General features: G+C 62.0%; 11 protein-coding genes. 2 read left to right on the plus strand and 9 right to left on the minus strand.

Features of this window, described 5'->3' with window-relative positions; translation table 11 throughout:
* Nucleotides 1–87: 87 nt before the first annotated feature.
* From APH36_RS07575 to APH36_RS07605, 7 genes are all read right to left on the minus strand, one after another.
* Nucleotides 88–981: an ABC transporter permease subunit gene (locus APH36_RS07575; protein WP_003258560.1), complete on the minus strand. Its 894-nt coding sequence runs from the start codon at nt 979–981 to the stop codon at nt 88–90.
* Entirely contained in the window at nt 978–1859 is an 882-nt protein-coding gene (locus APH36_RS07580) for an ABC transporter permease subunit (protein WP_177337089.1), read from the minus strand. The genes APH36_RS07575 and APH36_RS07580 overlap by 4 nt, the downstream gene beginning before the upstream one ends.
* A 35-nt stretch (nt 1860–1894) precedes the next feature.
* On the minus strand, nt 1895–3037 hold the full coding sequence (gene potA, locus APH36_RS07585) for a polyamine ABC transporter ATP-binding protein (RefSeq protein ID WP_060498127.1): 1143 nt from the start codon (nt 3035–3037) through the stop codon (nt 1895–1897).
* Between the two features lie 70 nt (nt 3038–3107).
* A complete protein-coding gene (locus APH36_RS07590) occupies nt 3108–4202 on the minus strand; it encodes a polyamine ABC transporter substrate-binding protein (RefSeq protein WP_060498128.1) in 1095 nt (364 codons plus the stop codon).
* 158 nt (nt 4203–4360) lie between these two features.
* The gene (locus tag APH36_RS07595; protein ID WP_060498129.1) at nt 4361–5458 is read right to left on the minus strand and encodes a polyamine ABC transporter substrate-binding protein; all 1098 of its coding nucleotides are present in this window, start codon (nt 5456–5458) and stop codon (nt 4361–4363) included.
* 170 nt (nt 5459–5628) lie between these two features.
* The gene (locus APH36_RS07600) at nt 5629–6990 is read right to left on the minus strand and encodes an aspartate aminotransferase family protein (RefSeq protein ID WP_060498130.1); all 1362 of its coding nucleotides are present in this window, start codon (nt 6988–6990) and stop codon (nt 5629–5631) included.
* A 48-nt stretch (nt 6991–7038) separates the two neighbouring features.
* On the minus strand, nt 7039–8397 hold the full coding sequence (locus APH36_RS07605) for a glutamine synthetase family protein (protein WP_060498131.1): 1359 nt from the start codon (nt 8395–8397) through the stop codon (nt 7039–7041).
* Nucleotides 8398–8971: 574 nt separating this feature from the next.
* On the opposite strand from APH36_RS07605, the gene APH36_RS07615 reads away from it, so the two are divergent.
* A complete protein-coding gene (locus APH36_RS07615) occupies nt 8972–10348 on the plus strand; it encodes a glutamine synthetase family protein (protein ID WP_016712594.1) in 1377 nt (458 codons plus the stop codon).
* 89 nt (nt 10349–10437) lie between these two features.
* Here the strand turns inward: APH36_RS07615 and argA are convergent, their stop codons facing one another.
* Nucleotides 10438–11736, minus strand: a complete 1299-nt coding sequence (argA, locus tag APH36_RS07620; RefSeq protein ID WP_060498133.1) for an amino-acid N-acetyltransferase — start codon at nt 11734–11736, stop codon at nt 10438–10440.
* A gap of 123 nt (nt 11737–11859) precedes the next feature.
* Nucleotides 11860–13002, minus strand: coding sequence for an acetylornithine deacetylase (gene argE / locus APH36_RS07625; RefSeq protein ID WP_060498134.1), 1143 nt, complete (start codon nt 13000–13002; stop codon nt 11860–11862).
* A 114-nt stretch (nt 13003–13116) separates the two neighbouring features.
* Between argE and APH36_RS07630 the strand changes: the two genes are divergently transcribed.
* The gene (locus APH36_RS07630) at nt 13117–14511 is read left to right on the plus strand and encodes an inorganic triphosphatase (protein WP_060498135.1); all 1395 of its coding nucleotides are present in this window, start codon (nt 13117–13119) and stop codon (nt 14509–14511) included.
* Nucleotides 14512–14520 lie beyond the last annotated feature (9 nt).

Raw genomic sequence — 14520 nt, forward strand, 5'->3', positions numbered from 1 at the left:
ATCTGATAGGCGCTAACAATGGCCAGCCATGCACCTGGCTGCCCTGACACCCCACAGAGCCGAAACCCTGCGGGGATGTCTACACAGTCAGGCCGACGCCGCAACCTGCGCCGGGCGCTTGACCTGTGGCTGCGAAGCATTGGCCGCCGCACCCTCTTCGATCGCCTGCTGAATCGCCTTGCGACGACGCTCTTCGGCCTGGCGGCTGAAGTACCAGACAAAGAAGGTCACCAGCGACACCGACAGCAGGATCAGGCTGGCCACGGCGTTGATCTCTGGCTTCACGCCCAGGCGCACGGCCGAGAACACTTCCATCGGCAAGGTGGTCGAGCCCGGGCCGGACACGAAGCTGGCCAGTACCAGGTCGTCCAGCGACAGCGCGAACGACATCATGCCTCCCGCCGCCAGCGATGGCGCGATCATCGGGATGGTGATCAGGAAGAACACCTTCCACGGCTTGGCACCCAGGTCCATTGCCGCTTCTTCGATCGACAGGTCCAGCTCGCGCAGGCGTGCCGACACCACCACCGCCACGTACGCTGCACAGAACGTGGTGTGGGCGATCCAGATGGTCACGATGCCACGCTCCTGCGGCCAGCCGATCATCTGCGCCATGGCCACGAACAGCAGCAACAGCGACAGACCGGTGATCACTTCAGGCATTACCAGCGGCGCGGTGACCAGGCCACCGAACAGCGTACGGCCCTTGAAGCGGGTGACCCGGGTCAGCACAAAGGCCGCCAGGGTACCCAGCGCTACCGCAGCCACCGCCGTGTAGCAGGCGATTTCCAGCGAGCGCATCACCGAACCCATCAGCTGGGTGTTGTCAAGCAGGCCGACGTACCACTTCACCGACCAACCGCCCCACACCGTTACCAGCTTGGAGGCGTTGAACGAGTAGATCACCAAAATCAGCATCGGCAGGTAGATGAACAGCAAGCCCAGCACCAGCATCAGCTTGGAGAAACTGAAGCGTTTCATGCGCGGCCCTCCATTTCTTTGGCCTGGCTGCGGTTGAACAGCAGGATCGGCACGATCAGGATCGCCAGCATCACCACCGCCAGGGCAGAGGCCACCGGCCAGTCACGGTTGTTGAAGAACTCTTGCCACAGCACCTTACCAATCATCAGGGTTTCCGGGCCGCCGAGCAGTTCAGGGATCACGAACTCGCCCACCACCGGGATGAACACCAGCATGCAGCCGGCGATGATGCCGTTTTTCGACAGCGGCACGGTGATCTTCCAGAAGCTGTTGAAAGTGCTCGAACCCAGGTCCGAAGCGGCCTCCAGCAACGAAGGGTCATGCTTCACCAGGTTGGCGAACAGCGGCAGGATCATGAACGGCAGGTACGAATAGACCACGCCGATGTACACCGCCAGGTTGGTGTTGAGGATTTGCAGCGGCTGGTCGATCAACCCGGTCCACAGCAGGAAGCCGTTGAGCAGGCCGTTGTTGCTGAGGATGCCCATCCAGGCATAGACGCGGATCAGGATCGCGGTCCAGGTCGGCATCATGATCAGCAGCAGCAATACCGTCTGCGTCTCCTTCTTGGCGTTGGCGATGGCATAGGCCATCGGGTAGCCGATCAGCAGGCACAGCAGGGTGCTGAAGAAGGCCATCTTCAACGAGCCCAGGTAGGCCGAGATGTACAGCTCATCCTCGGTCAGCAGGCCGTAGTTGGCCAGGTTGAGTACCAGCTGGATCTTGTCTTCGACGTAGCTGTAGATCTCGGTATACGGCGGGATCGCCACGTCAGCTTCGGCAAAGCTGATCTTCAACACGATGAAGAACGGCAGCATGAAGAACAGGAACAGCCAGATGAACGGCACGCCGATCACCAGGTGCCGCCCCTCCGGAATGATGCGCTGGAGTGCTCGCTTGAGCTTGCGAGGTTTCATGACCGCAGTACCACGCCGCTGTCGTCTTCCCACCACACGTACACTTCATCGCCCCAGGTCGGGCGGGTGCCCTGGCGCTCGGCGTTGGCAACGAACGACTGGGCGATCTTGCCGCTCGGCAGCTCTACGTAGAACACCGAATGACCACCCAGGTAAGCGATGTCGTGCACCTTTCCGCGCGACCAGTTGTGCTCGCAGGTCGGCTGCTGGGTAGTGACCAGCATCTTTTCCGGGCGCAAGGCGTAGGTGATGTGCTTGTCTTCCACCGAGGTGGTGATGCCGTGGCCGACGTAGATCTTGCGCTCCAGCTCCGGGCTGGCAATGATCGCGTGGCCTTCGGCATCGTCGACCACTTCACCTTCGAACAGGTTGACGTTACCGATGAACTCGCACACCAGGCGGCTGGTGGGGGTCTCGTAGATGTCCACCGGCGAGCCGATCTGGGCAATCCAGCCCAGGTGCATGATGGCGATGCGCTGGGCCATGGTCATGGCCTCTTCCTGGTCGTGGGTCACCATTACGCAGGTCACACCCACGCGCTCGATGATCTCTACCAGCTCCAGCTGCATCTGCGAACGCAGTTTCTTGTCCAGCGCGCCCATCGGCTCGTCGAGCAGCAGCAGCTTGGGGCGCTTGGCCAGGGAGCGTGCCAGGGCCACACGCTGACGCTGACCACCGGACAGCTGGTGCGGCTTGCGCTTGGCGTACTGGGTCATGTGCACCAGCTTGAGCATCTCGGCCACGCGGGCGTCAATCTCGGCCTTGGGCATCTTGTCCTGCTGCAGGCCGAAGGCGATGTTCTGCGCCACGGTCATGTGCGGGAACAGCGCGTAGGACTGGAACATCATGTTGATCGGCCGCTCGTAGGGCGGCATGTCGGTGATGTCTACGCCATCGAGGAAAATCCGCCCTTCCGTCGGGCGCTCGAAGCCGGCCAGCATGCGCAGCAAGGTGGACTTGCCCGAGCCGGAGCCGCCCAGCAGGGCGAAGATCTCGCCCTTGCGGATTTCCAGGGACACATCGTCCACGGCTACGGTTTCGTCGAATTTTTTCGTAACCCGGTCGATCTTGACCAGCACCTGCTTGGGTTGCTGGCCACCCTCGAGGGCTTTTTTATAGGCACCGGAGGCAACTGCCATGAGTGAAACTCCCAACAAGATTTTTGTACCCGCGCGGCCTGGTCTGCAGGTGCGCTGCGGGTCTGGATAATTACTTGCCCGACTTGACCTTGGTCCAGCTGCGGGTCATCAGCCGTTGCACCTTGGGTGGCAACTCTGAGTTCACGAACATCTTGTCCAGCACTTCCTGCGGTGGGTAAACCGCGGCGTCAGTCCTCACGGCCTGGTCCATCAGGTCGCCAGCCTTGGGGTTCGGGTTGGCGTAACCGACGTAATCACTGACCTGGGCGATAACCTCAGGTTTCAGCAAATAGTTGATGAAGGCATGGGCCTCTTTGACGTTCTTGGCGTCCTTGGGGATCGCCAGCACGTCGAACCAGAGGTTGCCGCCTTCCTTGGGAATGGCGTAGGCCAGGTTCACGCCCTTCTTCGCTTCTTCAGCGCGGGCCTTGGCCTGGAACACATCACCCGAGAAACCCGCCGCGACGCAAATGTCGGCATTGGCCAGGTCGGTGATGTACTTGGACGAGTGGAAGTAGGTCACGTACGGGCGTACGGCCAGCAGCTTCTGCTCGGCTTTTGCGTAATCCTTGGGGTCGGTGCTGTTGGGGTTGAGCCCCATGTAGTTGAGCACCGCCGGGAGCATTTCATCCGCCGAGTCGAGGAAGGCCACACCGCACTTGGAGAGCTTCTTCATGTTCTCGGGCTCGAACAAAACGGCCCAGGAGTCGATGGTGTCCACGCCCAGCACGGCCTTCACCTTGTCGACGTTGTAACCGATGCCGTTGGTGCCCCACAGGTAAGGCACGGCGTACTGGTTGCCCGGGTCGTTCTTTTCCAGGCGCTTCATCAACGCCGGGTCGAGGTTGGAATAGTTGGGCAGCAGGCTCTTGTCGAGCTTCTGGAACGCGCCCGCCTTGATCTGCTTGCCGAGGAAATGGTTGGACGGCACCACCACGTCATAGCCGGTGTTACCGGCCAGCAGCTTACCTTCCAGGGTTTCGTTGGAGTCGAACACGTCCTGCACGGGCTTGATGCCCGTGGCTGTCTCGAAGTCCGCGAGTGTGGTTGGGCCGATGTAGTCGGACCAGTTGTAGAAGTGCACCGTAGGCGCCGCTTGGACGCTGCATGCCAGCGTCAGGCCCGCACCAGCCATCAAGGCCTTGCGGAATACAGAAATAGACAAGTGGGTGCTCCTCACAATCAGTGCCTGGGTAGCGACAATGCTGCCGCACACGCAAAACCGGCGCGCAACTTACCTTCGCAGCTTCGATGCCGCAATCATCAATTGCCTTTCACTGGCTCTGAGCCGGGAAGCCCCGGCCCAGAGGTGCCGCATCGAGCTTATTTGCCCGACTTGATCTTGGTCCAGCTGCGGGTGATCACACGCTGGGCAGAAGCTTCAGGCGCAGCGATGGCGTACAGCTGCTTCTTCACTTCGGCTGGCGGGTAGATGCTCGGGTCGCTGGTGATGTCTTTGTCCACGAACGGAGTGGCAGCAGCGTTGCCATTCGGGAAGCGCACGGCGTTGGTGATTTCAGCCATGATTTCTGGCTGCATCAGGAAGTCCATGAACTGGTAGGCAGCGTCTTTATGCTCGGCATCTTTCGGGATGGCGACCATGTCGTAGAAGGTGCCGGCACCTTCTTTCGGAATCACGTAGTCCACTTTGACCTTGTCGCCAGCTTCGTGGGCGCGGGCCTTGGACTGCTCCAGGTCACCCGAGTAACCGACGGCCACGCAGATGTTGCCGTTGGCCATGTCGCCGATGTACTTGGACGAGTGGAAGTAGGTGATCGAAGGACGAATCTTGAGGAACAGATCCTCGGCGGCCTTCAGGTCTTCTTTCTTGGTGCTGTTGCTCGGCAGGCCCAGGTAGTGCAGCGCGGCAGGCAGCATTTCGGTCGGAGCGTCGAGGAAGCTCACGCCGCAGCTCTTGAGCTTGGCGATGTTCTCAGGCTTGAACACCACGTCCCACGAGTCGATCTTGTCCACGCCCAGCGCGGCCTTGACTTTCTCCGGGTTGTAGCCGATGCCGATCGAACCCCACATGTACGGGAAGGCGTGCTTGTTGTCCTTGTCGCTGGCGTCGCCAACGGCTTTGAGCAGGTCGGTGTCGAGGTTCTTCCAGTTCGGCAGCTTGGAGCGGTCCAGTTCTTCGTACACACCGGCCTTGATCTGCTTGGCCAGGAAGTTGTTGGACGGCACCACGATGTCGTAGCCCGACTTGCCGGCCAGCAGCTTGGCTTCGAGGGTTTCGTTGCTGTCGAAGACGTCGTACTTGACCTTGATACCGGTCTGCTTCTCGAACTTGGCAATGGTGTCTGGTGCGATGTAGTCCGACCAGTTGTAGACGTTCAACACCTTGTCTTCAGCCTGTGCAGCAGTAGCCATGGCACCCATCAGGGCTGCGGCCAGCAACGTCTTGCCCATTTTATTCATGCGTCATGCTCCAGATTTTTTTGATTAGCCATCCGTTCAGCAGCCAGGTCCCGCAGTACACGCGTTTGGGCGACTGAAGCAGTCGCTAGTCTGGCAAGTTACAAGGCTCTGTTTCAAGGAAAGCAGGGCCTTGTAACGACTTAATGTCACATCGCTAGCCTAGCAGGTGATCAGTTGATCGCTTCGAGGGTGAGGTCCAGGCACTTGCGCGCCTTTTCCACCAGTTCGTCGATCTCCGCGTGGCTGATCACCAGCGGCGGGGCGATGATCATGGTGTCACCCACTGCGCGCATGATCAGGCCGTTCTCGAAGCAGAAGTTACGGCAGATCATGCCCACGCCCTTGCCTTCGTAACGGCTGCGCGTGGCCTTGTCCTTGACCAGCTCGATCGCGCCGAGCAGGCCCAGGCCGCGTACTTCGCCCACCAGCGGGTGGTCCTGCAGCTCACGCAAACGCTTTTGCAAATACGGTGCCGCTTCGGTGCGCGCCTTCTCGACAATGTGCTCGTCGCGCAGGATGCGCAGGTTTTCCAGGCCCACTGCAGCCGCTACCGGGTGGCCCGAGTAGGTGAAGCCGTGGTTGAAGTCACCCCCTTCGCTGAGTACCTGGGCAACCTTGTCACGCACGATCACACCGCCCATGGGGATGTAACCGGAGGTCAGGCCCTTGGCGATGGTCATCAGGTCGGGCTTGAGGCCGTAATAGTCAGAGCCGAACCACTCGCCGGTGCGGCCGAAACCACAGATGACTTCGTCGGCGACGAACAGGATGTCGTACTTGGCAAGGATCTCCTTCACCTTCGGCCAGTAGGTTTCCGGTGGGATGATCACGCCGCCGGCGCCCTGGATTGGCTCGGCAATGAAGGCGGCGACGTTGTCTTCGCCGACTTCGAGAATTTTCTTTTCCAGCTGCTCGGCTGCCCACACACCGAACTGGTCCGGGGTCATGTCGCCACCTTCACCGAACCAGTAAGGCTGCGGGATGTGCACGATGCCCGGGATCGGCAGGCCGCCCTGTTCGTGCATGCCGCTCATGCCGCCCAGGCTGGCACCGGCCACGGTGGAGCCGTGGTAGCCATTGATGCGGCCGATGATGGTCTGTTTGTGCGGTTTGCCCTTCAGCGCCCAGTAGTGGCGCACCATGCGCAGCACGGTGTCGTTGCCTTCGGAGCCGGAGCCGGTGAAGAACACATGGGTCATGCCCTCTGGCGCCACGTCGGTGATCGCCTTGGCCAGCTCCAGCGCAGGCGGGTGAGCGGTCTGGAAGAACAGGTTGTAGTACGGCAGTTCGCGCATCTGCTTTTCTGCCGCCTGCACCAGTTCTTCACGGCCGTAACCGACCGCCACGCACCACAGGCCGGCCATGCCGTCGAGGATCTTGTGCCCCTCGCTGTCCCACAAATGCACACCCTGGGCCTTGGTGATGATGCGCGGCCCCTTGGCTTTCAGCTGCTTGTAGTCACTGAAAGGTGCGAGATGATGCTCCCCGCTCAAGGTTTGCCATTCACGGGTTTGCGGGTTGTTGACGCTCATGTGCTTCTCCGTAATTCGACCGCCGCGCTCCAGCGGCACCAGGGTTTATCAGACAGCGAACAGCAGGAACTCACGCTCCCAGGAACTGATGACACGCTTGAAGTTCTCGTGCTCGGCGCGCTTGGTGGCGACGTAGCCGGTGATGAACTTCTTGCCCAGGTACTGCACCAGCGCGCGGCTGTTTTCCATGCGTTCCAGGGCGTCTTCGATGGTCAGCGGCAGGCGCAGGTTGCGGCGCTCGTAGCCACGGCCCTGTACTGGCGCGCTGGCCTCGATGGCTTCGACCATGCCGATGTAGCCACACAGCAGGCTGGCGGCGATGGCCAGGTACGGGTTGGCGTCGGCGCCCGGCAAGCGGTTCTCGACCCGACGGCTTTGCGGGCCGGCATCCGGTACGCGCAGGCCGACGGTGCGGTTTTCTTCGCCCCACTCCACGTTTACCGGCGCCGAGGTGTCAGGCAGGAAGCGGCGGAACGAGTTGACGTTGGGGGCGAACAGCGGCAGCGCCTCGGGGATGAACTTCTGCAGGCCACCGATGTGGTTGAGGAACAGCGCGCTCATGCTGCCGTCTTCGTTGCTGAAGATGTTCTTGCCGGTGGCCACGTCGATCACGCTCTGGTGCAGGTGCATGGCACTGCCCGGCTCGCCGGTCATCGGCTTGGCCATGAAGGTGGCGGCCACGTTGTGCTTGAGCGCCGCTTCGCGCATGGTGCGCTTGAACACCAGGATCTGGTCGGCCAGGTGCAGCGCGTCGCCGTGACGGAAGTTGATTTCCATCTGCGCCGTGCCGTCTTCGTGAATCAGCGTGTCCAGGTCCAGCTGTTGCAGTTCGCACCAGTCGTAGACGTCTTCGAACAGCGGGTCGAATTCGTTGGCGGCTTCGATCGAGAACGACTGGCGGCCGGTTTCCGGGCGGCCCGAACGGCCAACCGGCGGCTGCAGCGGGAAGTCCGGGTCTTCGCTGCGCTTGGTCAGGTAGAACTCCATCTCGGGCGCTACGATCGGCTGCCAGCCCTTGTCGGCGTAGAGCTTGAGCACTTTTTTCAGCACGTTGCGCGGCGACAGTTCGACCGGGTTGCCCTTCTTGTCGTAGGTGTCGTGGATCACCTGCGCGGTCGGCTCGATGGCCCACGGCACCAGGAACACCGCCTTCTCGTCAGGGCGGCAGATCATGTCGATGTCGGCCGGGTCGAGCAGTTCGTAATAGATGTCGTCGTCGACGTAGTCGCCGGTCACGGTCTGCAGCAGCACGCTCTCGGGCAGGCGCATGCCTTTTTCGGCGATGAATTTGTTGGTAGGCGAAATCTTGCCGCGCGTGATGCCGGTCAGGTCACTGATCATGCATTCGACTTCGGTGATCTTGTGCTCTTTCAACCAATCGGTGAGCTGGTCGAGGTTGTTACTCATAAATACCTCAGGAGGTAAGGTGGTCCACGCTCTGATTCTGGATGGAGTACATTGCTAAAGCAAAAACCCCCGCGCAGAGCCACAGTGGATACACTGAAAACAGCTGTGTCCGTAATGAGTTCAAAAGGCAGGAAGACGAAGCGAAGGGCGGCAAGCCGCTACGAGGGCGGGCCCGGAAGCGCCAAACGTCAATTATTGCGGCCAGGGCGGCCACGCCATTGACGAAGCTTGCAAAAACGGCGGAGGTACCCGACGGCACTGCGCAGGCAGTACTTTCAGGTCGCGGCAAGCGGACCATGTGACCCTCGTATTATTGTGTTTTGGGTTGAGACCGAGCTTAGCCTTGTTCATTTTTTTACACAACACCTCCGTAAAAAATAAAACACGGCGTGTCGGAGATAGCCCTTTACGCGGGAAATAGCGGATAATGGCTTGCCCCGATATGCAGCAAATCTGCCGTAGATGTGCCATTTCAGGGCATCATGGGGTTGGCTTGACATCAGTATGGCTTTTCGATTGACTGGTCCTGCAAGCCCCCCTTGATTGATATTTTTAACAACAAAGGTGTTGCATCATGTCGGTACCCCCGCGTGCCGTTCAGCTTAACGAAGCGAACGCGTTCCTTAAGGAACATCCTGAGGTTCTCTACGTTGACCTTCTGATTGCAGATATGAATGGTGTGGTGCGTGGCAAGCGCATCGAGCGCACCAGCCTCCACAAGGTTTACGAGAAAGGCATCAACCTGCCTGCCTCCCTCTTCGCCCTGGACATCAACGGTTCCACCGTCGAAAGCACCGGGCTTGGCCTGGACATCGGCGATGCTGACCGCATCTGCTACCCGATCCCTGGCACCCTCTCCAACGAACCCTGGCAAAAACGCCCGACCGCCCAGCTGCTGATGACCATGCACGAGCTGGAAGGCGAGCCGTTCTTCGCCGACCCGCGTGAAGTGCTGCGCCAGGTGGTGAGCAAGTTCACCGAGATGGGCCTGACCATCTGTGCCGCGTTCGAGCTGGAGTTCTACCTGATCGACCAGGAGAACGTGAACGGCCGCCCGCAGCCGCCGCGCTCGCCAATTTCGGGCAAACGCCCACAGTCGACCCAGGTGTACCTGATCGACGACCTCGACGAATATGCCGACTGCCTGCAGGACATCCTCGAAGGCGCGAAAGAGCAAGGCATCCCGGCCGACGCCATCGTCAAGGAAAGCGCCCCGGCGCAGTTCGAAGTTAACCTGCACCACGTGGCCGACCCGCTCAAGGCCTGCGACTACGCGGTACTGCTCAAGCGGTTGATCAAGAACATCGCCTACGACCATGAAATGGACACCACCTTCATGGCCAAGCCCTACCCGGGCCAGGCAGGCAACGGCCTGCATGTACACATTTCCGTGCTGGACAAAGATGGCAACAACATCTTCACCAGCGAGGATCCCGAGCAGAACGCCGCGCTACGTCACGCTGTCGGCGGTGTGCTCGAGACCCTGCCAGCGTCCATGGCGTTCCTCTGCCCGAACGTGAACTCGTACCGCCGCTTTGGCGCGCAGTTCTACGTACCGAACGCGCCGAGCTGGGGCCTGGACAACCGCACCGTGGCCCTGCGCGTGCCGACCGGCTCGCCGGACGCCGTGCGCATCGAGCACCGGGTGGCCGGTGCCGACGCCAACCCGTACCTGATGATGGCTGCCGTGCTGGCCGGTGTGCATCATGGCCTGACCAACAAGATCGAACCGGGTGAGCCGATTGAAGGCAACTCGTACGAGCAGCTGGAGCAGAGCCTGCCGAACAACCTGCGCGATGCCCTGCGCGAGCTGGACGACAGCGAGATCCTGAACAAGTACATCGATCCGAAGTACATCGACATCTTTGTCGCGTGCAAGGAAAGCGAGCTGGAGGAGTTCGAACACTCCATCTCCGACCTCGAGTACAACTGGTACCTGCACACCGTGTAAGCAAAAACGCCGCCCACAAGGGCGGCGTTTTTCATTGGGCTGCAGGCAACTCGATCCCTGTAGGAGCGGCCTTGCCACAGGCAGATACCTTACAAGGACTTCTCGAAAATCTTCGAATTACGCTGATAGTTGTACAGCGAAGCCCGAGCAGCCGGCAGTCGCTCAACCCCACTGGGCGCAAACCCGCGTTCGCGGAACCAGTGCGCCGTACGCGTAGTAAGTACAAACAAGGTATTCAACCCCATCTGCCGCGCCCGGCTCTCGATACGCTCCAGCAATTCATCCCCACGCCCGCCATGGCGATACTCCGGGTTCACCGCCAGACACGCCAGCTCCCCTGCCTCGGAGTCGGCAATCGGGTACAGCGCCGCACAGGCGATGATCATGCCCTCGCGCTCCACCACGCTGAACTGCTCGATTTCCCGCTCCAGGACCTCGCGCGAACGGCGCACCAGAATGCCCTGCTCTTCCAGCGGGCTGATCAGCTCCAACAAGCCACCCACGTCCTCGATGGTCGCCTCGCGCACCACCTCGAACTGCTCCTGCGACACCAGCGTACCGCCACCGCCACGGGTGAACAGCTCGGTCAGCAACGCGCCGTCTTCGGCATAGCTGACGATATGGCTACGCGCCACACCGCCCTTGCAGGCCTCGGCGGCGGCATCCAGCAGCTCGCCCTGGTAATCGCTGCCCAGTCGTTGAAGATGCGGGGCAACCTGCTGCGGGCGCAGCTCGCGCACCAGCTTGCCGTCAGCATCCAGCAGCCCCGGCTCTGCGCCGAACAGTAGCAGCTTGTCGGCGCCCAGCTCGATGGCAGCGCGGGTGGCCACGTCTTCGCAGGCCAGGTTGAAGATCTCGCCGGTGGGCGAGTAGCCGAGCGGCGACAGCAGCACGATGGAGCGCTCGTCGAGCAGGCGGCTGATGCCCTTGCGGTCGACCCGACGCACTTCACCGGTGTGGTGGTAGTCCACCCCTTCCAGCACGCCAATCGGCCGCGCAGTGACCAGGTTGCCGGACGCCACGCGCAGGCGCGAGCCCTGCATCGGCGAAGCAGCAATGTCCATCGACAGGCGTGCTTCGATGGCCAGGCGCAGGGCGCCGACAGCATCGATCACGCAGTCCAGGGTGGCGGCATCGGTGATGCGCAGGCCACGGTGGTAATGCGGGGTCAGCCCACGATCGGCCAGGCGGCTTTCGATCTGCGGGCGCGAGCCATGCACCAGCACCAGCCGCACGCCAAGACTGTGCAGCAGCACCAGGTCGTGGACGATGTTGCCGAAATTAGGGTGTTCCACCCCATCGCCAGGGAGCATGACCACGAAGGTGCAGTCGCGATGGGCATTGATGTACGGGGAGGCATGACGCAGCCAGTTGACGTAGTCGGGCATGACAGGGCCTGTGGATAAGTGGACGGAGAACGGCGGTACAGGGGCGTTCAGGATCATCGTCGGAACAGGCTTGCGGTCACGCACGGTCTCCTCTAGGCAGGAACGAATCAGGTCAATGGACGTTTAGTTCAGGCAATAGTGCCGGATCAGGTCACGCAATAGACGCACGGTAGGCTCGATTCGTGACATTTCAAGATATTCGCCAGGCTGGTGGGCACAGGCGATGTCGCCAGGGCCGAGCACGATGGTCTGGCAGCCCAGCTGCTGAAGATAAGGCGCTTCGGTGCCGAACGCCACCGCTTCGGCGCGGTGGCCGGTCAGGCGCTCCGCCACTTGCACAAGCTCGGCATCGGCGGCCTGCTCGAACGGCGGCACCTCCGGGAACAGCGGTGCGTAGTCGATGCGCACATCATGGCGCTCGGCCACCGGCACCAGCTTCTCGCGGATGGCGGCGCGCAGTTGCTCCACGTCCATGCCCGGCAATGGCCGCAGGTCGAACTCCAGGGCGCACTGGCCACAGATGCGGTTGGGGTTGTCACCCCCGTGGATACAGCCGAAGTTCATAGTCGGCGTCGGCACGGTGAACTGCGGGTTGCGGTAGGTTTGCTGCCATTGCTGGCGCAGGCCCATCAGCTCGCCCATCACCGCGTGCATGGCCTCCATGGCGCTGCGGCCCAGGTTTGGGTCCGACGAATGGCCGCTGCGCCCGAGGATGTCGATGCGGTCCATGAGGATGCCCTTGTGCATGCGGATCGGCCGCAGCCCGGTCGGCTCACCGATTACCGCCGCACGGCCCAACGGCTGGCCGGCTTCGGCCAGGGCGCGGGCGCCGGACATTGAGCTTTCTTCGTCGCAAGTGGCCAGAATCAGCAATGGCTGCTTGAAGTCGTGCTCCAGCAGCGGGATGACAGCTTCGATGACCAGGGCAAAGAAGCCCTTCATGTCGCAGCTGCCCAGGCCGACCCAGCGGCCATCGACCTCGGTGAGCGTCAGCGGGTCGCTGGTCCACAGTTGTTCGTCGTAAGGTACGGTGTCGCTGTGCCCGGCCAGCACCAGGCCGCCCGGGCCGCTGCCACGGCTGGCCAGCAGGTTGAACTTGCCGGGGCTGACCTGCTGGATGTCGCACGTGAAACCCAGGTCGCCCAGCCAGCCGGCCAACAGGTCGATGACCTGGCGGTTGGACTGGTCCAGCGCGGGCTGGGTGCAACTGACCGAAGGCGCGGCGATCAAGGCGGCAAACTGGTCTTTCAGCGTCGGCAACGGCATGCGCATACTCCTCGGAAGCGTTGCCCATCATAGGACTATCCGCTGTCTGGAATAAACCGTTGGCGGCGGACTGCTGTAGACTCTGCGTCAACCACGCCCCCCTTCGAGTCTGTGATGCACAAAGAAACCGAACTGAAGCTCCGCGCCAGCCGCGAGACCCTTGCCGCCCTGCGCGAGCACCCTCTGCTGAAAAAGCGCAACAAGTCCGGCTGGCAGACCCGCGAACTGCTCAACCAGTACTTCGACACCCCCGAGCGTGAGCTGTCCACCGCCCGTGTCGCCCTGCGCCTGCGCCGCGACGGCGACGCCGTCATCCAGACCCTCAAGTGCCGCGGCACCAGCGTGGCCGGCCTGTCCGAGCGCAACGAGTACGAGTGGAACCTGGACAAGGTCAAGCTCGACCTGAAAAAGCTGGACGCCACCTGCTGGCCCGAGCAACTGGCCAACCTGGACAAGAAAACCATCAAGCCACTGTTCACCACCGACTTCAGCCGTGAATACGCCGAAATCGCCTGGGGCCGTGGCAAGAGCAAAGTCGTGATCGAGGCTGCGTTGGACCAGGGCTTCGTGATCGCCGGCAAGCGCAAGGAAGAAATCTGCGAGCTGGAGCTGGAACTGCGCGAAGGTGATCCGCAAGCCCTGCTGGAACTGGCCGCCGAGCTGGCCGCCAGCCTGCCCCTGATGCCTTGCGACATCAGCAAGGCCGAGCGTGGCTACCGCCTGCTGGAGCCGGACAGCTACGAGCTGGGCCTGCCGCACACCGAGCTGGACCCCGAAATGGCCGTAGACGACGCTTACGCCGCCCTGGCCTGGCAACTGCTGGGCAGCAGCCAGCGCCTGGCCGAGCAATACCGCCACAACGGCCACTGGCGCCTGCTGCAGGACTGGGTCGAGTGCCTGAGCGAGCTGCGCGCCATCACCGCCAGCCTGGGCCAGGCCGCGCCGCGTGCCACTACCCGCGACCTGCGCAGCAGCCTGGACGCCCTGCTGGAAGACTGGCGCCCGCTGGTGCAGGCCGGCAACGATGACGAAGACATTCGCCGCGCCGCGCCCGAGCAGTTCGCCGAAGAGCTGGAAGACGTGCGCTGGGGCCAGTTCTCGCTGGAAACTTCGCGCTGGCTGCTGGCCCGCGCCTGGACCGCCGAGCGCAAGGGCCGTGGCGAGCGTCAGGGCAAGGCGCAACTGGCCAGCTGGCTGGGGCACCTGCTGGGCGAAGAAGGCCGCGCGTTGAAGCTGCCGCTGTACACCCAGCGCCCGGAAGACCTGGCCGAGCAATTGCCACGTATCGAACAGCTGCTGGCCTGGCTGCACCATGCCCGCCAGGTACTCGACGCGCCGCAGATGGACCGCCTGTATGGCGACCTGAAGAAGCTGCATGAGCTGGCGGTACAACCAATCAGCGATGAACAGGCGGAGCAATCGATCACCGCTGAGTTGCTGGAAGCACGTATCGAGCAAGCTCGGGCGGTGGATCAGAGCCGCGGCTGGAAGCATCTGCTCAAGGCTTGATACCGCATC

This window comes from Pseudomonas sp. NBRC 111133 (assembly GCF_001320605.1).
In the GTDB taxonomy this organism is placed as follows: Bacteria; Pseudomonadota; Gammaproteobacteria; order Pseudomonadales; family Pseudomonadaceae; genus Aquipseudomonas; species Aquipseudomonas monteilii.

Bases quoted from the DNA above. Each gene is read 5' to 3' on its own strand.
- APH36_RS07595 (WP_060498129.1), bottom strand. From the start codon at position 5,458: ATGAATAAAATGGGCAAGACGTTGCTGGCCGCAGCCCTGATGGGTGCC.
- APH36_RS07630 (WP_060498135.1), top strand. From the start codon at position 13,117: ATGCACAAAGAAACCGAACTGAAGCTCCGCGCCAGCCGCGAGACCCTT.
- argE (WP_060498134.1), bottom strand. From the start codon at position 13,002: ATGCCGTTGCCGACGCTGAAAGACCAGTTTGCCGCCTTGATCGCCGCG.
- potA (WP_060498127.1), bottom strand. From the start codon at position 3,037: ATGGCAGTTGCCTCCGGTGCCTATAAAAAAGCCCTCGAGGGTGGCCAG.
- APH36_RS07600 (WP_060498130.1), bottom strand. From the start codon at position 6,990: ATGAGCGTCAACAACCCGCAAACCCGTGAATGGCAAACCTTGAGCGGG.
- APH36_RS07615 (WP_016712594.1), top strand. From the start codon at position 8,972: ATGTCGGTACCCCCGCGTGCCGTTCAGCTTAACGAAGCGAACGCGTTC.
- APH36_RS07575 (WP_003258560.1), bottom strand. From the start codon at position 981: ATGAAACGCTTCAGTTTCTCCAAGCTGATGCTGGTGCTGGGCTTGCTG.
- APH36_RS07605 (WP_060498131.1), bottom strand. From the start codon at position 8,397: ATGAGTAACAACCTCGACCAGCTCACCGATTGGTTGAAAGAGCACAAG.
- argA (WP_060498133.1), bottom strand. From the start codon at position 11,736: ATGCCCGACTACGTCAACTGGCTGCGTCATGCCTCCCCGTACATCAAT.